Genomic DNA, 20760 nt, shown 5'->3' on the forward strand with positions numbered 1-20760 from the left:
ATGCCCTGCCAGTATCGCGCTTTGCATGTGAATCTGCAGCAGCAGGTCAATGAACCTGCTGCTGGCGCAAGCTTTCCAGCACGCTCTCCAGTGCCCGCTCGAACAGCAGGCCGTCGTCCAGTAGCCGCACCTCACCAAGGCGCAGTGCTTGAGCGAGGCCCAGCAGGTTCCACTCGCGTACCTTCATGCCGGTGCGGTTGGCGAATACCAGGCGGTCACTGCTGTCGATACGCGCCACCAGTTTGCAGCGCAACGGCTCGTCATCGTCGAGCACTTCTATCCACGCGCCGATGCGCAGGCGTTGTACCGCACGCAGCTGCGCGGTGTGCTCGTCGTGCGGGTGCAGCGGCGCACAAGCGGGCTCTTCGGCCATTGCCAGCACGATGTCCTCAGCCACCAGCACTTCGGCCAGGGCCTGATCGTCTGGGGTAGGCGGCAGTTGGGCCCCGGCGCAGGCACGCAGGTGCAGTTGCTCGAGCTGCTGGAAAAAGTCGCGGGTCGACTGCGAGTCCAGCGCCACGCCGGCCAACCCCTCGCGCAATGCCTTGAGCAGGCCGGGCACTTGCTGCAGCAGGGCCTGCGGATCACGCCGGGGGAGGATGCTGGCGAGCAAAGTGTCCATGGTCGCAAGGGCGTTGATCCACGCCGAGGAGCCCTCACCTTGTTTGAGCCATGCCAGCAGCAGCACCTGGCTCCAGGCGTGTACCAGCATCTGCACGACCGCTTGAGGCAGCACCTTACCGCGCAAGCGCTGATTGAGTACCTGTTGCACCTGCTGGCGAGCCTGCACCGCCCGCGCACGCCCTTCTTCGGCATCGCGGGTGCGCTGCTCGAGCAGTTCGTTGCGCCGCCGTTCATCCTGGCTGAAGGCCATGAAGTCCTCCAGCAGTTCGGCGAACACCGCCGCGTCCTCGGTGAAGTCGTTGAGCAGACGCTGGACGACGCGCTCTACACGCAGGTGCAGGCTGTCACGCAGGCCTTCGCTGCCGGTCTCCCAGCCGATCGAGGCGGCAGCGATCTCATTGAGCAAGCGCCGGGCAGGGTGGCTGGCGCGGCTGAACAGCCCTTTGTCGAGCAGTGCCACCTTGAGCATCGGGATATGCAGGCGTGCAATCAGCGCCCGCAGGCTGTGCGGCAGGTTGTCATCGGCCTGGATGTAATCGAACAGCAGGCCGACCAGGTTGATCATGTCTATGTCGGCCGTGGCAATGCGCCTGCGGGTGCCACTGCGCACACTCACCCGCAACAGCAACTGTTCGAGCTGCTGGCCAAGGTCGAAATCGTCTTCGTCGAAGGTGGCCGGTACATAGTGCTGCAAGTGCGTGAGCAGGCGCAGCAGGTCGGCAGTGCTTATCGGCTGAGCGGTGGCAATCGATTGCAAGCGTGGCGCGATCCTCCCGCGCGCCGGTGCCAGCAGCCCCTGCAACGAGGTGAAGAAAGCCTGCCCGGCACTGTCTGCGCCGATGGCCCCGTCAGGCCTGAGGCTGGCAGGCGCCCGCCGCGAACTCAGGCGACGGTCCTCGGCACGCCGGCGCGGCGCAGGCGGCAGCTCAGCCAGCACGCCGGCAGCGGCCAGCAACTGGTTGGCTTCGCCGTAGAGCACGTCGGTATCACGCAGCACATAGCGTTCGAACAGCTTCAGCAAGACCAGTTTGACCCGCAGGCCAACACCCAGATTACGCCCGGCTTCGAGGAAGTAGCCACATAATGCGCCGGGTGCGAGCGGGTTCTTTTGCGCGTCCAGGGTACAGTCGAGCAGGGCCTGCAAACGCAGGCTCAACTGATCCAGGGCAAGCCCGTCACGCGACAGCACCTGCGCGACCATGTCGTCGATGGTCGCGGCCCGCTCCTGCTGAGCCTTGTTCCGCGGGTGATCGGCAACGGCTGCAAAACCCAGCGGCTCGGGCTGCCCTAGGCGGGCGAAAGTCTCGTAGAAGGTGTCGAGAAAGCCGCGCTCGATGCTCTTGCGCTTGAGGCGCAGGTCGCGCATGGCTTCGAAGTAGAGGTTCTGATCGAAACGGTCGGCAGCCTTCTCGGCCATTTCGAAGAGGGTATCGTCAGCGTTGTCGAACAAGGCCTGCAAGCCTTGGCGCAATTGCAGCGCCGCCTTGTCGCGCACCTGCAGCAACAGCATCGGCAGACAAGGCAAGGGCGTGCGCGCACCTCGATCGATGGCGGCCGCCAAGGGCACCACCTTGCCTTCTTTATGCATCCCGAACTCCTTGCTGGGCGACGTGTTCGATAAATATGAAAATCGTCAAAGCTATGACGCCAAATACTGGGCGCTATTATCGGTAAAAAAGCCGATCCCTGCCAGCGCCGCTTCACTCGCCGGTAAATGACTGTATTTTTTGCCAAATGCTCAGTTGGCCTGACCAAAGGTCAGCTGCAAGGCGGCTGTAAACAGCGGCCCCCTGCCCTATAATCGCCGGCAACTTGCTTGTGGAGCCGACCATGCCGAACCTACGCCTTGCCGACCTGACCGCCGAGATCGAAGCCAACGTGCGCCGCGCGCTGCTGGAGGACATCGGCAGCGGCGACATCACCGCGCAGCTGATTCCGGCCGAGCGCCTGGCCAAGGCCACCATCATCACCCGCGAAGATTGCGTGATTGCCGGCACCGCCTGGGTCGATGCCGTGTTCCGTCAACTCGATCCGCGTGTTGCGGTGCACTGGCAGGTGGCCGATGGTGACCGTGCCACGGCCAACCAGGCGCTGTTCCACCTTGAAGGCCCGGCACGTTCACTGCTCAGCGGCGAGCGAAGTGCGCTGAACTTCCTGCAGATGCTGTCGGGCGTGGCCACGCGGGCCCGTGCGCTCGCCGACCTGGTCGAAGGCACCCAGGTGCAACTGCTCGACACCCGCAAGACCCTGCCCGGCCTGCGCCTGGCGCAAAAATATGCGGTGACCTGCGGCGGCTGCCACAACCACCGCATCGGCCTGTTCGATGCGTTCCTGATCAAGGAAAACCATATTGCCGCCAGCGGCGGTGTGCCCGAGGCAGTAGCGGCAGCCCACCGCATTGCGCCGGGCAAGCCGGTGGAAATCGAGGTGGAAAGCCTGGATGAACTGCGCCAGGCGTTGAGCGCCGGTGCTGACATCATCATGCTCGATGAGCTGAGCCTGGATGAAATGGGCGAAGCGGTACGCATTACCGCTGGCAAAGCCAAGCTGGAGGCCAGTGGCGGGGTGACTGAAAGCACCCTGCGGGTGATTGCCGAGACTGGGGTGGACTACATCTCCATTGGTGCGATGACCAAGGATGTGAAGGCTGTCGACCTGTCGATGCGCCTGAGCCTCTGAAGGGGGCTGTAGCGGTATTAAAGAAAACACCGGCCAGATGGCGCGGTGTCTTCGGATCTGGTGCCGCTGTGCGGCCCATCGCCGGCAAGCCGGCTCCCACCGGGATCGCGCCAGCTTTCAGAAGTTGAGCACGACAGTTGCTCGCTCTTGTACTGCGCTGAGATTGAGAGCTACACGGTGTCTTCTGATTTGGGGCCGCTGTGCGGCCCATCGCCGGCAAGCCGGCTTCCACCGGTATAGCGCAAAGCTTACGGCCTGCGCGGTCCCTGTGGGAGCCGGCTTGCCGGCGATGGGCTGCGTAGCAGCCCTGAAACGCTAAAAACCGGCAACAGATCAGAACGAGGCGTTGGCCAGGCCGTCCAGGTAACGCTCGACATCCAGCGCCGCCATGCAGCCGGCACCAGCAGAGGTGATCGCCTGGCGGTAAACGTGGTCAGCCACGTCGCCTGCGGCAAACACACCTTCGACATTGGTAGCGGTAGCGTTGCCTTCACGGCCGCCGTTGACCACCAGGTAGCCGTCCTTCAGGGTGAGCTGGCCTTCGAACAGCGAGGTGTTCGGCGTGTGACCGATAGCGATGAACACGCCGTCGACCTTGATTTCGTCGCTGCTGCCATCGTTGTTCTTCAAGCGCGCACCGGTCACGCCCATGTTGTCACCCAGCACTTCATCCAAGGTAGCGTTGAGCTTGAGCTCGATCTTGCCTTCGGCGACGCGGGCGTTGAGCTTGTCGACCAGGATCTTTTCGGCGCGGAACGTTTCGCGGCGGTGCACCAGGGTTACCTTGCTGGCGATGTTGGCCAGGTACAACGCCTCTTCCACGGCGGTGTTACCACCGCCAACCACTGCCACCGGCTTGTTGCGGTAGAAGAAGCCGTCGCAGGTAGCGCAAGCCGAAACACCCTTGCCCATGAAGGTTTCTTCCGACGGCAGGCCCAGGTAGCGCGCGCTGGCACCCGTGGCGATGATCAGCGCGTCGCAGGTGTACTTGCCGCTGTCACCCTGCAGGGTGAAGGGCTTGTTGGCCAGGTCCACGGCGTTGATGTGGTCGAAGACGATCTCGGTCTCGAAACGCTCGGCGTGTTCCTGCATGCGCTGCATCAGCGCCGGGCCGGTCAGGCCATGGGGGTCGCCTGGCCAGTTGTCGACTTCGGTAGTGGTGGTCAGTTGGCCGCCAGCCTGCATGCCGGTGATCAGCAGCGGCTTGAGGTTGGCGCGGGCGGCGTACACCGCCGCACTGTAACCGGCAGGGCCGGAACCGAGGATGATGACGCGCGAATGACGTACTTCAGACATGTCGAACTCCTGTCGAGCGGGCCTCAGGGGCCGGCATCGGTATACCGGCTGCGCCAGCTGGAAATTAAAAAGGACCCACGCAGCACTTGGGGAAGGCTACAACGCGCAGGTCCGAAACCTGAAAGTTGAGCGCACTGTAGCGAGGTGGCAGAGATTAAGGAAATATCCTTCGACAATCCACCTCATAGGCACCCTCTATACGTCAATTTCACCTACGAAAAAGGCCCTGGCGCTTTTGTTACAGGCAGTTTCCCGCACGCTGCCCGCCTTTCGTCGGCGCGGCAAAGCCGGTAAGGTCAGCGCGTTTTCCCTTCTCTGCGGAGCGTCTCGATGCAAGCCCCTGTCCTCTCCGGCCCCCAGTACCTGCGCGAAGGCCTGAAACTGGTGCTCAGCCCCAATCTGCGGTTGTTCGTGCTGCTGCCGTTGGCGATCAACCTGCTGCTGTTCGGCGGCATGATCTACTTCGCCGGCCACCAGTTCGGCCTTTGGCTCGATGCCCTGTTGCCAACCCTGCCCGACTGGCTGAGCTTTCTCAGCTACATCCTCTGGCCGCTTTTCGTCGCCTTGCTGGTGCTGATGGTGTTCTTCACCTTCACCCTGGTGGCCAACATCATCGCCGCGCCTTTCAATGGTTTTCTGGCCGAAAAGGTCGAGGTGGTGGTGCGTGGCGAGGATAACTTCCCAGCCTTCAGCTGGGGCGAACTGGTGGCGATGGTGCCACGCACCTTCGGCCGCGAAATGCGCAAGCTCGGTTACTTTCTGCCACGGGCCATCGCGCTGTTCATCCTCTCGTTCATCCCGGTGGTCAACGTGATCGCCGCGCCGCTGTGGCTGATCTTCGGTGTGTGGATGATGGCCATCCAGTACATCGACTACCCGGCGGACAACAACAAGATGAGCTGGCAGGACATGCTGGCCTGGTTGCGCGAGAAGCGCTGGCAGTCGATGGGCTTCGGTGGCATCACGTACCTGGCGTTGCTTATACCAGGCGTAAACGTGCTGATGATGCCGGCTGCGGTGGCCGGGGCGACGCTGTTCTGGGTGAGAGAGCGCTAGCGAGACATATGTACGGCTAGCCGCATTACCCGCCATTGTCTACTGATTATCGGGCCGCACCTTCGCAGCCCGATAATCAGGAGTTGAACACTATGAACGATGATAAAGACTATTTGGACCTGTCTGGCATTCCTGAGCACCTGCAAGGCTTCGAGATTCTCAAGCACAAGGCCAACTGGCGGCTAAATGAAGCGTTGCAGGCCCAAGGCATCGATTTTCCGGCCTCCGCGCTGTTCGTCAACAGCGTCAATGCCCCAAATGAGCAGGTGGTGACTCACAGCGCCTCGCTGGTAATCCTGCTGGTCGAGGCTGTGCAAAACAATGAGCATCCGGTCATCAGGGGTGAGACCAGCGGCGTCTTCGGTGTCGCGCATTCGTTCGCTGACGAGCACCGCATCGATGGCAAGTACGCCAGTATCGAAACCTTCGCTGCCATTGCCAGTGACGTCTACGAGCAACTGACTGCCTGACCCATGACGGCGTACCCGGCGCCTACCTGCTCCGGGTATTTGGCGTTGTCATGCGGCAACCGTCTCAATGGCTCAGCTGGCTGGAAAACTGCCCCACCGCATCCACCACTTTCTTCGCCCCCTCCTGAATTTCGACGATCACGCCTCCGGTATCCGCCGCCAGCGCAAGCCCCTGTTCGGCCTGGCGCTTGCTGGTATCGATGATGTCCACCGCCGCCTGGGCCAATTGCTCATTCTGCTGCACGACCTTGGCGATCTCTTCAGTAGCGGTACTCGTACGTGAAGCCAACTGGCGCACTTCGTCGGCGACCACCGCGAAGCCACGCCCCTGCTCCCCGGCACGCGCGGCCTCGATGGCGGCGTTGAGCGCCAGCAGGTTGGTCTGGCCGGCAATATCGCTGATGGTCTTGATGATCGCGCCGATCACCTTGGACTGCTTGTCCAACGCCTGGATACCTTCCGCGGCGTCCTGCATCGAGCCCTCCAAGCCGCGCATCACCTCGACGGTCTGGGTCACCACATCGGTAGCCTTGCGCGCGCTGCTGTCGGTTTCGAGCGAGGTGGTGTAGGCGATGTCCGCTGCCTGCGCCACGGCTTGCTCCTGATTGACCTGGTCGGTGATCACGGTGGCGAACTTCACTACCTTGTACAGCACATCATGGGCATCGATGATCGGGTTGTAGGAAGCCTCCAGCCACACGGTACGGCCATGGGCATCGATCCGCTTGAAGCGGTCAGCCACGTACTCACCGCGGCGCAGCTTGTCCCAGAATGCCTGATAGCCCGCCGAGTTGGCTTCTTCCGGCTCGCAGAACATGCGGTGATGCTTGCCGCGAACCTGCTCCAGGCTGTAGCCCACCGTCTGCAGAAAGCGGTCATTGGCAGTCAGCACCAGGCCGTCAAGATTGAATTCGATCACCGCAGTGGAGCGCATCAATGCCTTGATAAGGCTTTCGTGTTCGCGCGAGGTCTCGATGGTGCGGGTCAGGTCGCTGGAGTGCATGGAGAAGTGCCTGATGCGCCCATCACTGCCCTTGACCGGTTGCAGGATCGAGCGCAGCCAGGCTTCTTCGCCGTTGCCACGCAGCAAGCGGAAGGCACCATTGAGGTGTTCGCCGCGGTGGATGGCGCTTTTCATGCGCTGGTAGAAGTCGAGCTTCTTCACATGTTCCGGCACGATTTCTTCGATACTGCGCCCGATCAGTTGCTCGCTACGGTACAGCATCTCTTTCTCGAAGTTGCCGTTGACCAGCTCGATACGCCCTTGTGGGTCGAGCTGTAGCACCAGCATTTCGCTGTCCAGGCTGTTCTTGATCTGCTCGACGGAATGAAGCTCCTCGCGCAGTTGCTGGATTTCTTTTTTGAGCTTGCTGTTGAACATCACCGCTCCCGGAGCGCGTCACCTGATCAGATGCATCTTCATCGGCTGCCTATCAGGGCTCTTGAGTGCTGTTCAAGGAAATATTCATCCCACTGAAACGGCCGGCGATCAGGCGTCACGGGCGCGTCACAAGGCTGTCACATGGGCGCAACGCGGCGGGCGGAAACTTTTTTCATGAACACACCAGCCCTGCGCATCACCCTCGTCAGCGAAACCTTCCCACCCGAAATCAACGGCGTGGCCAATACCCTTGGCCAACTTGGCGATGGCCTGCGACAGCGTGGCCACCAGGTCGAGATCGTACGGCCACGCCAGGCCGGCGAATTGCCTGCAGGCGACGATCAGAACCTGTTGCTGTGCCGCGGCTGGGGCCTGCCGGGATACCCGGGGCTGCAATGGGGCGAAGTGTCGATGCACACGCTATTGCGGCGCTGGCGCCGGCAGCGCCCGGATGTGCTGTACATTGCCACGCAAGGGCCTCTGGGGCTCAGCGCATTAAGGGCGGCCCGGCGCTTGGGCGTCCCGGTGGTCAGCGGTTTCCATACCAATTTCCCGCAGTATTGCGGCCGTTATGGCCTTGGCCTGCTGGCGCGGCTGCTCACCCATTACTTGCGTTGGTTCCACCGACGCACCGCCGCCACCTTGGTACCCAGCGCCAGCCAGACGCTGGAACTGGAGCGGCGTGGCTTCGAACGCCTGGCGTTGATGGCCCGTGGGGTGGACGCCTGCCTGTTCAACCCGACCAGGCGCAGTCAGCCGATGCGTGATACCTGGGAGTTGGGCCCTGAAGACATCGCCGTACTGCACGTTGGGCGCCTGGCGGCAGAAAAGAATCTGGGCCTGCTACGCCCCTGTATGGACGCCCTGAAGAAGACTTATCCACACAAGCGGCTGCGCCTGATCGTGGTCGGTGACGGCCCGCAGCGCGCGGCGCTCGAACAGCAGTTGCCCGATGCCGTGTTCTGTGGCGCCCAGCGGGGTGAATCACTGGCCGAGCACTATGCCAGCGGCGACCTGTTTCTGTTCCCCAGCCTGACCGAGACTTTTGGCAATGTAGTGCTCGAAGCCATGGCCTCGGGGCTGGCGGTGGTGGCCTATGATGAAGCCGCCGCCGCCCAGCATATCCGCCAGGGGCACAGTGGCGCCCTGGCCATGCCCGGGGATCAGGTGGCGTTCATCGATGCCGCCTGCTGGCTGCTCGAAGAAAGCGAAACCCTGCGCCGGGTCCGTCTGAATGCCCGCCAGCACGCCAGCCGCCAAGGCTGGCCGGCGATCGTCGAGCAATTCGAGACGCACCTGTACAACGCTTGCCTGCTAGCGCGCGCGGGTAGCGAGCCCGCAGGCACCGCCCTGGCGGTCAAGCCAGGGTCGCCAGCGCCTCGCGGCTGAACGGCAGCACCTGTGCTTCGCGGCCTTCGCGAACCTTCTGCGCCCATTCGGCATCCACCAGCAAAGCCCGGCCTACGGCCACCAGGTCAAATTCCTCATCACCCAGGCGGCGCAGCAAACCTTCGAGGCTCGCAGGCTTGGCCACCTTGTCGGTATCGACCATGAACTGCAGGAACTCGCCGTCGAGCCCGACGCTACCCACGGTAATGGTCGGTTTGCCAGTCAGCTTGCGCGTCCAACCGGCGAGGTTCAGCTCGGAACCTTCGAACTCCGGCTCCCAGAACCGTCGCGTCGAACAATGAAAGATATCCACACCCGCGTCGGACAGGGGCTTGAGGAACGCGGCCAGGGCCTCAGGTGTTTCAACCAGGCGGGCGCTGTAATCCTGCTGCTTCCATTGCGAGAAGCGGAAGATGATCGGGAAGTCAGGGCCCACAGCTGCCCGCACGGCCTGGATCAGCTCGATGGCAAAGCGCGAGCGGCCGGCCAGGTCGCCGCCGTACTCATCCTCGCGGCGGTTGCTGGCTGCCCAGAAGAACTGGTCGATCAGATAGCCGTGGGCGCCATGGATTTCCACGCCGTCCATGCCGATGGCCTGGGCATCGCGTGCTGCAGCGGCGAACGCGGCGATCACCTCACGGATATCATCGTGTGTCATGCCATGCACCAGCACCTGGCCATCCTTGGCCTTTTCGCTTGGCCCATAGCCCGGCACTTCCGGGTCCGGCTCGGTGCCCAGGCGGCGAACCGCACCCACATGCCACAACTGCGGCACGATACGCCCACCTTCGGCATGGACAGCATCGACTACGCGCGCCCAACCGGCCAAGGCATCTTCGCCATGAAAACGCGGGACATGGGCATAACCGTTGGCAGCCTTGTGTTCGACCGTGGTGCCTTCAGTGATGATCAGGCCCACACCTGCAGCGGCGCGACGGCGGTAGTACTCGACCACGCCGTCGTGCGGTACGCCGCCAGGGCAGAAGGTACGGGTCATCGGCGCCATCACGACACGGGTCGGCAACTGGAGCGCGCCGAGGGTGAATGGCTGGAACAGGGGGTTGGTGGACATTGGGCGCTTCCGTCTGGGTGAGGAAATACGCCTGAGGTTAGGGCCAGTGGAAGGCATGGCCCAGCATTATTGATCGGGGTGATTCTGCGGTATCGCTGGGGGCGCGAAGCGGCCCCAGGGATCGTCAGCCCAACGCTTTCTCGATGGCTTGCACCACGGTCGGATCATCCGGCGCCGTACGCGGTGCGAAACGCGCCAACACCCGCCCGTCCTTGCCCACCAGAAACTTTTCGAAGTTCCAGCTGATATCGCCAGGAAACTCCGCGCCCTCACCCGCCAGCAGGCGGTACAGCGAATGACGCTGCGGCCCGTTGACCTCGAGCTTGGCCCCCAACGGGAAGCTCACGCCATAGTTGAGGCTGCAGAACTCCTGGATTTCCTTCTCGCTGCCCGGCTCCTGGCCGGCGAACTGGTTACAGGGCAAGCCAAGCACGTTGAAGCCCTTACCCTTGAACTGCTGCTGCAGCTTTTCCAGCGAAGCGTATTGCGGCGTCAGGCCACACTTGGAGGCGACATTGACCACCAGCACTACCTGGCCCTTGAACGGTGCCAAAGGCAGGTCCTGGCCGTTAAGCGCCTTTAACGTCAGGTCGTGAAATGCACTCATGATGAATCCCCTCTCAGGTTCCCGGTTGCCGCTGGGGCGAACAGCGCCCACTAAAAAGGCGCTCATCCAAGCCGTGCACCTCGCGGGGAGGTATGTCGGCTTGTCCGAGCGCCTGGCGACTTTCTGAGCTTAGCGCAGAAAATCAGTGGTGATGGCCACCTTCACCGTGGACGTGACGGTGAGCGATTTCTTCTTCGCTGGCATCACGCACGTTGACGACCTTGACCTGGAAGTTCAGACGCTGGCCGGCCAGCGGGTGGTTGCCGTCGACAGTCACGTCGTCGCCGTCCACGTCACGGATGGTGACGATCTGCATCTGGCCGTCCGGTGCCGAGGCATGGAACTGCATGCCCACTTCCACTTGGTCGACACCTTCGAACATGCTGCGGTTCAGGGTGCTGACCAGTTCGGCCAGGTATTCGCCGTAAGCGTCTTCAGGCTCGACGCTGACGTTCAGTTCGTCGCCAGCCTGTTTGCCTTCCAGGGCTTTTTCCAGGCCCGGGATGATGTTGGAGTGGCCGTGCAGGTAGACCAGCGGCGCGCCACCGGCGGAGCTGTCGATGGTCTCCCCGGCGTCGTTGGTCAGGGTATAGTCGATGGAGACTGCCTTGTTGGCGGCGATCAGCATGGGGCAAGACCTTTTGCAAAAGAATGTAGAGCGCACAAGTGTAACCAACGCATCGCCCGATTGCGAACGCAGCGCGGCGGCTGGGAGATCCATCAGTCGGATCATGGGCTTTCACCAGGACCACGAAGGCCACTGGGTGGTCGAGCTGTCCTGCGGCCACACCCAGCACCTGCGCCATCAGCCACCGTGGCAGGCACGCCCGTGGGTGCTCGACCCCCAGCAACGTGCACTGCGCATTGGCCAGGCTTTCGCCTGTGGCTGGTGTGCACAAGAGGCCGATAGCGATACCCTTGGCCGTTGATTCCTTGCAACGCTTATTCCGAGAAGCACGCATGCAGACATTTTTCATTGCGCCGACCGACTTTGGTGTCGGCCTGACATCCATCAGCCTCGGCCTGGTGCGCACGTTGGAACGCGCCGGGCTCAAGGTCGGTTTTTTCAAGCCGATCGCCCAGCCCCACCCTGGGGATACCGGCCCGGAACGCTCCAGCGAACTGGTCGCACGCACCCACGGTATCAAGCCGCCAATGCCGCTGAGCCTCGCTCAGGTCGAGCGTATGCTCGGCGATGGCCAGCTCGACGAGCTGCTCGAAGAAATCATCCGCCTTTACCAGCAGGCTTGCGTGGGCAACGACGTGGTGGTGGTCGAAGGCATGGTGCCGACCCGCCACGCCAGCTACGCAGCACGGGTCAACCTGCACCTTGCCAAGAGCCTGGATGCCGAAGTGATCCTGGTGTCGGCGCCAGAAAACGAAGTGCTCAGCGAACTGTCCGGGCGGGTCGAGTTGCAGGCCCAACTGTTCGGTGGCCCGCGCGACCCGAAAGTGCTCGGGGTGATCCTCAACAAGGTCCGCACCGACGAAAGCATGGCCGAGTTCGCCGCACGCCTGCGCGAGCACTCGCCGCTGCTGCGCGGCAACGATTTCAGGCTGCTCGGCTGCATCCCCTACCAACCCGAACTCAACGCCCCGCGCACCCGTGATGTGGCCGACCTGCTTGGCGCCCAGGTGATCAATGCCGGTGACTACGAGCAACGGCGCATGAACAAGATCATCATCTGTGCACGCACCGTGGCCAATACCGTGCCGTTGCTTACGCCAGGCACCCTGGTGGTGACTCCGGGCGACCGCGACGACATCATTCTGGCGGTGAGCCTGGCCGCGATCAACGGCGTGCCCCTGGCCGGCCTGCTGCTGACCAGCGACAGCAAGCCCGATGCACGCATCCTCGGCCTGTGCCGCGGCGCCCTGCAGGCTGGCTTGCCGATCCTCTCGGTCAGCACCGGTTCGTACGACACGGCCAACCAGCTCAACTCGCTCAACCGCGAGATCCCGGTGGACGACCGTGAGCGCGCCGAGTTCATCACCGATTTCGTCGCCAGCCACCTCGACGCTGCCTGGCTGCACCAGCGCTGTGGTACTCCACGTGAGCTGCGCCTGTCACCTGCAGTGTTCCGCTACCAGCTGATACAGCGGGCGCAGCAGGCCAACAAACGTATTGTCCTGCCCGAAGGCGCCGAACCCTTGTTGGTACAGGCCGCTGCGATCTGCCAGGCGCGGGGCATCGCCCGCTGCGTGCTGCTGGCCAAGCCCGAGGACGTCGAAGCGGTGGCCCGTGCGCAGGGGATCACACTGCCGGCGGACCTGGAAATCCTTGACCCTGAGTTGATTCGCGGGCGCTATGTCGAGCCGATGGTCGACCTGCGCAAAAGCAAGAACCTCAATGCGCCGATGGCTGAGCAACAGCTGGAAGACCCGGTGGTGATCGGCACCATGATGCTTGCGCTGGACGAGGTCGACGGCCTGGTGTCCGGCCTGGTGCATTCCACCGCCAACACCATCCGCCCTGCCCTGCAGCTGATCAAGACCGCACCCGGGGCCAGCCTGGTGTCTTCGGTCTTTTTCATGCTGTTCCCCGAGCAGGTACTGGTGTACGGCGACTGCGTGATGAACCCGCACCCCAGCGCCAGCGAGCTGGCTGAAATCGCGCGGCAGAGCGCTGAATCGGCGCATGCCTTCGGCATTGCGCCACGGGTGGCGATGATCAGCTATTCAAGTGACTCGGCGAGCGACGAAGAAGTCGAGAAGGTGCGCGAAGCAACGCGCCTGGCACAAGAGGCCGAGCGGGGCCTTGTGATCGACGGCCCGCTGCAGTACGACGCTGCCGCCAACCCGGCCATCGCCCGCCAGTTGGCGCCGAACAGCCAAGTGGCAGGGCGCGCCACCGTGTTCGTGTTCCCAGACCTGAACACTGGTAACACCACCCACAAGGCGGTGCAACGCAGTACCGATGGCGTTAGCCTGGGGCCAATGCTGCAAGGGCTGCGCAAACCGGTGAACGACCTGCCGCGGGGCGCTCAGGTGGACGATATCGTGCACACGATCGCGCTGACAGCCATTCAGGCCAGCGTGGTGCGTTGAAACCGGGGGCTGCTTTGCAGCCCAATCGCCGGCAAGCCGGCTCCCACACGGGTCCGTGGCGCATTCAGATTGGACTGTGGGAGGCGGTGCAACGCAGTACTGATGGCGCTAGCCTGGGCTGCTCTGCAGCCCAATCGCCGGCAAGCCGGCCACACGGGTCCGTGGCGCTTGCGATCCCGGTGGGAGCCGGCTTGCCGGCGATTGGGCCGCACAGCGGCCCTGCTGGTTCAAGGGTACTGCTGCACCTGCCCCTGCTGATCGTACTGTTGGCCAGGGATAGGCTTGAGGTTGACCTCGACGCGGCGGTTCTGCGCACGGCCATTGGCATCGGCGTTGCTCGCGATCGGCTGGTCCGGGCCCATGCCACGCACTGACACGCGCGACGCGTCCACGCCTTGCGAGGTCAGGTAGGTGCTCACTGCCTGGGCACGGCGCTGCGACAGGTCCATGTTGTGCTGGCGACTGCCGGTGCTGTCAGTGAAACCAACCACTTCGATGGTGTTCTGGTTGAACTGCTTGAACGAGGTAGCCAGGTTGTTCAGCGGCGAGTAGAAGCTTGGTGCGATGTTCGCCGAATCGGTGGCGAACGTGATGTTGCCCGGCATGATCAGCTTGATCTGATCGCCCTGGCGCTGCACTTCGACGCCGGTGTTGGCCATCTGCGCACGCAGTTCGGCTTCTTGCTTGTCAGCGTAGTAACCGTAACCCGCGGCGGCAGCACCTACCGCAGCGGCGCCGATCAGCGCGCCCTTGCCACGGTTGTCATGGTCGATGGCGGCACCGGCGATGGCGCCGGCCAGCGCGCCCAGGCCGCCGTACTTGGCGGTCTTGCTCATCCCGGTCGAACCACCTTGCGCCTGACCTTGGCTGTCGTAGGGGTTCTGGCCGGCACAGCCGGTCATCAGGGCTGCAGCGGTTGCGACGATAATCAGGCGACGCATGGTGAACATGGACAAGCTCCTACAATAATTCGTGTGTGCGGCACATCATGAATGCATCTATGCCAGCCTTGGATCGCGCCTGGGCAAAAAAATTCCATGACGAACTGTTCATGCTGGCTCAGGCCCGCACGAACGGGTTCTCACGCATCTCGTCACCCAGCCGGGTATCAGGGCCGTGGCCGGTGACCACGATTGCATCTTCATCCAGACGATACAGCCGCTCCTTGATCGAGCGAACGATAGCCCGCTGATCGCCGCCCCACAAATCGGTACGGCCGATGCCACGCCGGAACAGGGTGTCCCCGGCCACCAACAGCTTGGCGTCAGCGAACCAGAAACTCATCGAACCCGGCGTATGCCCGGGCGTGTGCAACGCCACGCCACAGCCGCAGGCCAGCGCTTCATCGTCACCCAGCCAGCGGTCTGGCGAGGGCACCGGGGTATAAGGGACACCGAACATCTGGCACTGCATCTCCAGGTTGTCCCACAGCACTTGGTCGTCCTTGTGCAGGTGCAAGGTGGCACCGGTCAGCTCCTTGAGCTTGCCCGAGGCGAGGAAATGATCGAAGTGCGCATGGGTGTGGATGATGCTCACCAGGGTCAGGCCGTGGGCCTGCAGGCGGGCGAGGATCTTCTCCGGGTCACCACCGGGGTCGACGACGATGGCCTTTTTGGTCAGCGGATCGCCGATCAGGGTGCAATTGCACTGCAATGGCCCGACGGGGAAGGTTTCGCGGATGAGGGTGGTTGGGGCAGTGTTCATGGGGGCTCCTGACGACTGCCTGGATGTTATCGTTGCCCGCCCCAGGGAGGCAATTATGCGGTTTTGTCGAGGATGGAAAGCCTGGCTGGAAGCTTTCAGGGCCTGTGAAATCGCGCCTAAGGCAGATACAACCTGAACAAGCCTCCGCCAAGCGCGCCACCATTGGCGATCTCGATCCGCCCCCGCACGCCATCGCGCTCATGCAGCGCAGCGATGCGCGCGGCGAAATACAGGCCTAGCCCGGTACTGCCGCTTCGAGCATCGATGCCCTGTACATAATCCTGCTGCCGCTCAAGCATGCGGGCCGGATAGCCAGGGCCGTCATCGTTGACGCTGATCACCAATTGCTCGTTTTCTTCCGCGATGCTGATCAATAGCGCATGGCCAGCATAGCGAGTGGCATTGGTGATCACATTGGCAATCACCGAAGCGACCAGTTCCCGGTCGAAGAAACCCAGCGGATTTTCGCTGTCGATGCGCCAGGTGGCGAGAATATCGTTGTGCTCCAGCACTTGCTGATGAGCCGCCAGCTGCGCTTCGATGAAGTCGTCTAGCTCGTGATAGTCCGGGCACACCGGCAGCTGGTTGACGCCCAGTTTGTACAAGCCCAGCATTTGTACCAGCATGCCATTGAGGTGGCGGAATTCGTGCTCGATCACGCCCTGCTCGGTTCCCCCGCGCAGCTCCTCGGGCAGGCGCGCCAGCCACTGGTCGTGGGACTGGATCAGCGCAGACAACGAGTTTTTCAGGTCGTGCACGGTGGAGGCGATCACCGTGGAAAAATCCAGCCCCTGATTGTCCTGGCTCATGCGCCGAACACCTTGATGTGCAGTTTGCGGTAACGGTCATACCGGCTGTCGCTGGCAGGGATACCCGCGACGCTGGTCAGGCAATTGCGACACTCCTGCATGATTGCCGGCGGTGTGGCTTCGCCACCGATGCGCAACAGCGCCTGGGCAGTGTTCAGGGCGATGCTGATGTTCTTCGGTTGCAGTGACAGGGCCTTGCGGAACATCTGCAGGGCTTCATTGAGCTGCCCGGCCTGATAGCTGCGTACACCCTGGCGGTTGAGGTCCACCGCTTCGGTAACCGCCCCGAGCACAGTGGGGTCATCCGTCAGCTTGGCCACACTCTGCATGACCTTGGGGTCATCGCCGTAGGTTTCCACACAGCCCTTGAGGATCGTACCGCCGGCGTCTTCCTGGCCCAGGGCCTGCAGCTGTTTGGCCACGGTGAGGGCGGCTTCGACCGAGAAGAACTGGTCCATCTTGTCCAGCCGCTGCAGGGCCTGCTCGGTCAGCTTGGCGGCGGTCTCTGCATCACCGGCCTGCTGCAGGCTGGCAGCCTTCATCAAGCGCGCACGCACTTGCAGGCCCTGATCCTCGACGTTGTCCTTGGCCACCTCGCTGAGCACGGTGTTGATCTCGACCCGGGTACGTGCATCCAGGCCGAAGCCGGCGTTCTTGTTCATCAATGCCTGCACCAGCCCAAGGTTGCTTTCTGCATCCTTGTAGCGCGAGCTCTGGCCTTGGTTCACCGCATGGCGAAACGCCTTCGAGGCGCTTTCGAAGTCTTCGTTGTCCAGCGCCAGTTTGCCCAGCGCGGCCTGGCGGCGTACTGCCAGGGGCGACAGGCGCACGGCTTCTTCAAGCATGTTCTGCGCGCGCTTGGTCTCGCCTTGGGCCACCAGAACATCCGCCATGCCGTCGTAAAGCCCGGGCATGATCGGGAAGGCCTTGAGCGCCTGCTCATAAACGCCCTGGGCCTGGGCATGCTGGCCACGCTTGTGCATCAGGCTGCCCAATGCCGCATACACCCACGGCTGCGGACGGCTGGCGAGAATGCCCTTGAGGAATTTTTCCAGCTCGTCGAAGCGGTTCAGATCGCGCAAAGCATCAGCCCGGTAACGCAGGCACAGGGGCGCGAAACGCGGGTCCTTCTTGCACAACTCGGCGCACGCTGCCAGCACTTCGGCCGGGCGGCCACGGTCCAGGGCCTGCAGGATCGGCTTGAGCAAGGTCTTGCGCTGCGTCAGCTTGTCCAGGCGCTGAGCCAGGCCTACCCGGTTGAACGGTTTGGTCAGGTAGGCATCGGGCTCGTGCTCCAGGGCGCTGAGCACGATGGCCTGGCTACTCTCGGCGGTCACCATGATGAACACGCACTCATGGCTGATCAGCTTGTCGAGGATCATGTCCTCCAGCACTTGCTGGCCGTTCTTCTTGCCATCCCCAAGGTGGAAATCCTGAAGAATGTAGTCATAGCGCTTTTGCCCGCACATGCGCAGGGCCTGCTCACCGCTGTCGGCAGTGTCGACGTCACGCACGCCCAGCTCGCGCAGCATGGAGCGCGTCGACGTGCGAAAGTCGGTGAAGTCATCGACGATCAGAAAGCTCTTTTGCCCGTACTGCAGCATCAACACGACCTGTATTGGATGATGGGAGGGTGGCGTGCGGCGATGCATACCGCCGAAACGTGTATCGGCAGGCAGGCGCAAAAGATGAGGGCAGGCCGTGCAGCAGCCAGAGGCTGGCCTGGGCGGTCGTTTATCCGGCCAGGCTGTCAACGGCCGGCGTCAGGCCAGCAGGCCCAACGACTTGGCCCGTGCCACCGCCTGGGTACGCCGCTCTACCCCGAGTTTGCTGTTGATATGGCTGGCGTGGGTCTTGACCGTGTGCAAGGAGATGAACAGGCGCTCGCTGATCTGCTGGTTCGAGCAGCCTTGGGCGATCAACTCCAGCACTGCCAGCTCACGACCACTCAGCGCCTCGCACGTGCCGCTACTCGGCGCCGCCAGCTCGGGCAGACGAGCCAGCAGCTCCACCTGAACCTTGCAGGCGGGCCGTGCGAGCAGTTGCTCGCGAAGCCACAGCGGATGCTGCTCGATCAACCACTGAAACGGCTGCATCACCCCGCCTTGGGCTGCTGCCAGGGCCACGGGCAAACGCTCGGCAGCCTGCGCCTCGGCCCCCTGCTCCAACGACAAGGCGATCCATTGGCACAGCGCGCTGAGGGTCAGCATCATGCCGCCGCTGACCTGCCCGCGCTCGACCAGGCCGCGCAGGCGCCCAGCGGCATCCTCACTGCGGCCTTGGATGCGTTCGAGCAAGGCCTGCTGCAGCTCGATGTGCAGCGGTAACAACGGGTGGAACTCCGGCGCCGCCGCCGGCTGTTCGCCACCGTACGTCTGGCCCAGGCGCAGCAGCCAGGACTCGGCCAGGTCGATACGCCCCTGCGCCAGCCACAACTCGCACTTCACCAGCGTGATCATGGCCAGGTAGAAGATCGGCGGCACATCCCAGATATGCATCAGCCTCTCGGCTTCGGCCAACTCGGCGAAGGCGTCGGCGTAGCGCCCTTCACGGCCGTCGAGGGTTGCGATCACGCAGTGGCCTATCAGCACGCTGATGTCGCGGCAGGCGCGCGCCTCGCCCAGCCCCGCACGCAAGCGCGCACGCCCTTGCGCAGGTTGCAGGCGCGTCACCAGCAGGTAACCCTCGTACAACGTCAGCCGCGCGCGCACGGCATACAGCCGCTGCGCCGAGAGGCCCTGAAGGCGTTGCAGCCCTTGCCGTACTTCATCCAGCGCGCGCAGTGCCTCGCCCCTGGCATGCAGCACCCGGGCACGGTCATAGTGCGCCAAGGCTTCGAACAAAGGGTTGCCAACCCGCTGGGCCAGCTCCAGCGCCTCGCGGTTCCAACCACGCGCTCGCCAGAAGTCGCCATCGGCAATGGCCAGGTTGGACAGCGTCGACAGGCACACCAGACGCTGCCCGTAACGTTTGCAAGGCAGGCTTTGCAGCGCCTCACCACAATAGGCCAGGGTGCGTTCGCGATCACCGCGGCCACGTGCGATCACCCCGCTCAAGGCCAGCCACTGGGCCAGCATGGAGCGTTGCGCGGTGGCTGAAGGCGCTGGCAAAAAGCGGCTGAGGTAGCTTGCCAGCTCTTCGGCGGCGTCCAACTGGCACGCCAGGCCCAGCGCCCAGCTGTACAGCACGATCAGCCGGGGCGTACTGATCAGCAGGCTGTCGGGCAAGTCCATCTTCCAGCGCAGCAGCATGCCGACGTTCTGCTCGGCCAGCAGTTGCTCCTCCGACAGGCTCTGCACCAGGTCAGCGGCAACGTCCAGATGGCCAGCCCGCAGGGCTTGCTCCACCGCTTCGTCAAGCAGCCCCTGAGCCTGGAACCAACGGCAGGCACGCAGGTGCAGGTGCGCCTGCGGTTCGTTGGACTGGCGGCTGCGTAACAGGTCGGAGAACAGGTGATGGTAGCGATACCAGTGGCCATGCTCGTCCAGCGGCACCAGAAACACCTGGTGCGCCTGCAGGTAGTGCAGGATGGCCGCGCTGTCGTCGCGCTCGCGCAGGGCATCGCACAACGCCGCGCAGAAGCGCTCCTGGCACGCCGTGTCGAACAGAAACGCCTGCACGTCTTCCGGCAGGATTTCGATGACTTCTTCCAGCAGATAATCGCGGATCAGCCCCTCCCCGCCATGCAGAGCCTGGGGCAGCGCATGCTCGTCGCCGGACTCGCTGGCCGCCAGTTGCCAGAACCGCAATCCGGCAACCCAGCCGTCGCTGCGCTGGATCAGGTTGTCCAAGGCCTGGCCGCGCAGGCCTGTAGGCTGGCGACCGATAACGGCCAGGGCCTCGTCGGGCGTCAGGCGCAGCTCCTGCTCGTTGATCTCGACCAATTGCCGCGAGAGCCGCAGCCGCGCCAGGTGCCAGTCTGGCCGCTGGCGGCTGGTGACCAGTAATACCAGGCCACCTGGCAAGTGGTTGAGAAAAAACTGCAGGCAGCGATCGAGCACTGGCCCTTGGGCCAGGTGATAGTCGTCCAGTACCAGCAGCAGCGGTGTGTCGGCGTGCAGGTACATCGCCAACTCGTCGAGCAGGCCGTCGATCCATTCCTCGAAGGCGAAGGGTTGGTGGCGCTGGCGCATTTTCAGCAGGCCCATGGCCTGGCCGCCCAACGCCGGGCAGTACTGCTGCAGGCCCTCTAGCAAGCGTTCGAGAAAACGGCCCGGGTCGGCATCGCGCTGGCTCAGCCCCAGCCAGAGACTGCGCCAATGGTCGGGCAGCGCCTCGCAGAATTCCATGGCCAAGGAGCTCTTGCCAAAGCCTGCTGGTGCATTGACCAGCAACAAACGGCCGCCGAGACCAGCCTGCAAGCGCTGGCACAGGCGCGCACGCGGCACGTGGCCGTGCGGCAGCGGCGGCCGGAAGAAACGCCCGTCCAGCAGGCCCACGGCCTGGCTGGCGACTCCATGCGTACGGGACAAATCAGTCATGGCCGGCTCGTTCTGATTGGAAGACTACGGCAGTACGGATTGTTCCGAGACTAGCGGGTAATGCGGAGCATTTGAAGATGATGGGCGCAAATGGCCCGTAAAAGACTACGACAAAAAAAGACGGGGCTGATTGACAGAGGGCTG

General features: G+C 63.3%; 17 protein-coding genes. 6 read left to right on the plus strand and 11 right to left on the minus strand.

The genetic code is table 11. The annotated features are described in order from the left end of the window. Positions 1 to 46: 46 nt before the first annotated feature. Positions 47 to 2212 carry a DUF1631 domain-containing protein gene (locus ABRP30_RS23675; RefSeq protein ID WP_349976606.1) on the minus strand — a complete coding sequence of 722 codons (2166 nt, stop codon included), beginning with the start codon at positions 2210 to 2212 and terminating at the stop codon, positions 47 to 49. Between the two features lie 242 nt (positions 2213 to 2454). On the opposite strand from ABRP30_RS23675, the gene nadC reads away from it, so the two are divergent. Further along, positions 2455 to 3303: a carboxylating nicotinate-nucleotide diphosphorylase gene (gene nadC / locus ABRP30_RS23680; protein WP_267818691.1), complete on the plus strand. Its 849-nt coding sequence runs from the start codon at positions 2455 to 2457 to the stop codon at positions 3301 to 3303. Between the two features lie 333 nt (positions 3304 to 3636). Here the strand turns inward: nadC and trxB are convergent, their stop codons facing one another. Then, the gene (gene trxB / locus ABRP30_RS23685; protein ID WP_003247318.1) at positions 3637 to 4599 is read right to left on the minus strand and encodes a thioredoxin-disulfide reductase; all 963 of its coding nucleotides are present in this window, start codon (positions 4597 to 4599) and stop codon (positions 3637 to 3639) included. Positions 4600 to 4929: 330 nt separating this feature from the next. Between trxB and cysZ the strand changes: the two genes are divergently transcribed. Both cysZ and ABRP30_RS23695 read left to right on the plus strand, forming a co-directional pair. Beyond that, the gene (gene cysZ, locus ABRP30_RS23690; RefSeq protein ID WP_241806360.1) at positions 4930 to 5655 is read left to right on the plus strand and encodes a sulfate transporter CysZ; all 726 of its coding nucleotides are present in this window, start codon (positions 4930 to 4932) and stop codon (positions 5653 to 5655) included. A gap of 92 nt (positions 5656 to 5747) precedes the next feature. After that, positions 5748 to 6125 carry a hypothetical protein gene (locus tag ABRP30_RS23695; protein ID WP_349976605.1) on the plus strand — a complete coding sequence of 126 codons (378 nt, stop codon included), beginning with the start codon at positions 5748 to 5750 and terminating at the stop codon, positions 6123 to 6125. Between the two features lie 64 nt (positions 6126 to 6189). On the opposite strand, the gene ABRP30_RS23700 is transcribed toward ABRP30_RS23695, so the two are convergent. Continuing rightward, the gene (locus ABRP30_RS23700; RefSeq protein WP_349976604.1) at positions 6190 to 7506 is read right to left on the minus strand and encodes a PAS domain-containing methyl-accepting chemotaxis protein; all 1317 of its coding nucleotides are present in this window, start codon (positions 7504 to 7506) and stop codon (positions 6190 to 6192) included. A gap of 174 nt (positions 7507 to 7680) precedes the next feature. Between ABRP30_RS23700 and ABRP30_RS23705 the strand changes: the two genes are divergently transcribed. Beyond that, positions 7681 to 8895, plus strand: a complete 1215-nt coding sequence (locus ABRP30_RS23705) for a glycosyltransferase family 1 protein (protein ID WP_349976603.1) — start codon at positions 7681 to 7683, stop codon at positions 8893 to 8895. Here ABRP30_RS23705 and ABRP30_RS23710 read toward each other — a convergent pair. From ABRP30_RS23710 to ABRP30_RS23720, 3 genes are all read right to left on the minus strand, one after another. Next, positions 8864 to 9967 carry an NADH:flavin oxidoreductase gene (locus ABRP30_RS23710; RefSeq protein ID WP_267818697.1) on the minus strand — a complete coding sequence of 368 codons (1104 nt, stop codon included), beginning with the start codon at positions 9965 to 9967 and terminating at the stop codon, positions 8864 to 8866. The two genes, ABRP30_RS23705 and ABRP30_RS23710, sit on opposite strands and share 32 nt — an antisense overlap. A 124-nt stretch (positions 9968 to 10091) precedes the next feature. Then, positions 10092 to 10574, minus strand: a complete 483-nt coding sequence (locus ABRP30_RS23715) for a glutathione peroxidase (protein WP_046784531.1) — start codon at positions 10572 to 10574, stop codon at positions 10092 to 10094. A gap of 142 nt (positions 10575 to 10716) precedes the next feature. Beyond that, the gene (locus ABRP30_RS23720; RefSeq protein ID WP_267818700.1) at positions 10717 to 11202 is read right to left on the minus strand and encodes a peptidylprolyl isomerase; all 486 of its coding nucleotides are present in this window, start codon (positions 11200 to 11202) and stop codon (positions 10717 to 10719) included. Between ABRP30_RS23720 and ABRP30_RS23725 the strand changes: the two genes are divergently transcribed. Both ABRP30_RS23725 and pta read left to right on the plus strand, forming a co-directional pair. Further along, positions 11201 to 11503, plus strand: a complete 303-nt coding sequence (locus ABRP30_RS23725) for a DUF3565 domain-containing protein (protein ID WP_241806354.1) — start codon at positions 11201 to 11203, stop codon at positions 11501 to 11503. The two genes, ABRP30_RS23720 and ABRP30_RS23725, sit on opposite strands and share 2 nt — an antisense overlap. 31 nt (positions 11504 to 11534) lie before the next feature. Beyond that, positions 11535 to 13622, plus strand: coding sequence for a phosphate acetyltransferase (gene pta / locus ABRP30_RS23730; RefSeq protein WP_349976602.1), 2088 nt, complete (start codon positions 11535 to 11537; stop codon positions 13620 to 13622). Between the two features lie 227 nt (positions 13623 to 13849). Here the strand turns inward: pta and ABRP30_RS23735 are convergent, their stop codons facing one another. From ABRP30_RS23735 to ABRP30_RS23755, 5 genes are all read right to left on the minus strand, one after another. Beyond that, a complete protein-coding gene (locus ABRP30_RS23735; protein WP_241806352.1) occupies positions 13850 to 14572 on the minus strand; it encodes an OmpA family protein in 723 nt (240 codons plus the stop codon). Between the two features lie 109 nt (positions 14573 to 14681). Further along, a complete protein-coding gene (locus tag ABRP30_RS23740; protein ID WP_241806351.1) occupies positions 14682 to 15326 on the minus strand; it encodes an MBL fold metallo-hydrolase in 645 nt (214 codons plus the stop codon). A 116-nt stretch (positions 15327 to 15442) separates the two neighbouring features. Then, positions 15443 to 16135, minus strand: a complete 693-nt coding sequence (locus ABRP30_RS23745; protein ID WP_267818707.1) for a sensor histidine kinase KdpD — start codon at positions 16133 to 16135, stop codon at positions 15443 to 15445. Continuing rightward, positions 16132 to 17739, minus strand: coding sequence for a tetratricopeptide repeat-containing response regulator (locus tag ABRP30_RS23750; protein WP_241806349.1), 1608 nt, complete (start codon positions 17737 to 17739; stop codon positions 16132 to 16134). The genes ABRP30_RS23745 and ABRP30_RS23750 overlap by 4 nt, the downstream gene beginning before the upstream one ends. 159 nt (positions 17740 to 17898) lie before the next feature. Then, entirely contained in the window at positions 17899 to 20616 is a 2718-nt protein-coding gene (locus ABRP30_RS23755; RefSeq protein WP_349976601.1) for a LuxR C-terminal-related transcriptional regulator, read from the minus strand. Positions 20617 to 20760: the final 144 nt, after the last annotated feature.

The sequence above is a fragment of the Pseudomonas sp. WHRI 8519 genome, assembly GCF_040224055.2.
GTDB lineage: Bacteria > Pseudomonadota > Gammaproteobacteria > Pseudomonadales > Pseudomonadaceae > Aquipseudomonas > Aquipseudomonas putida_X.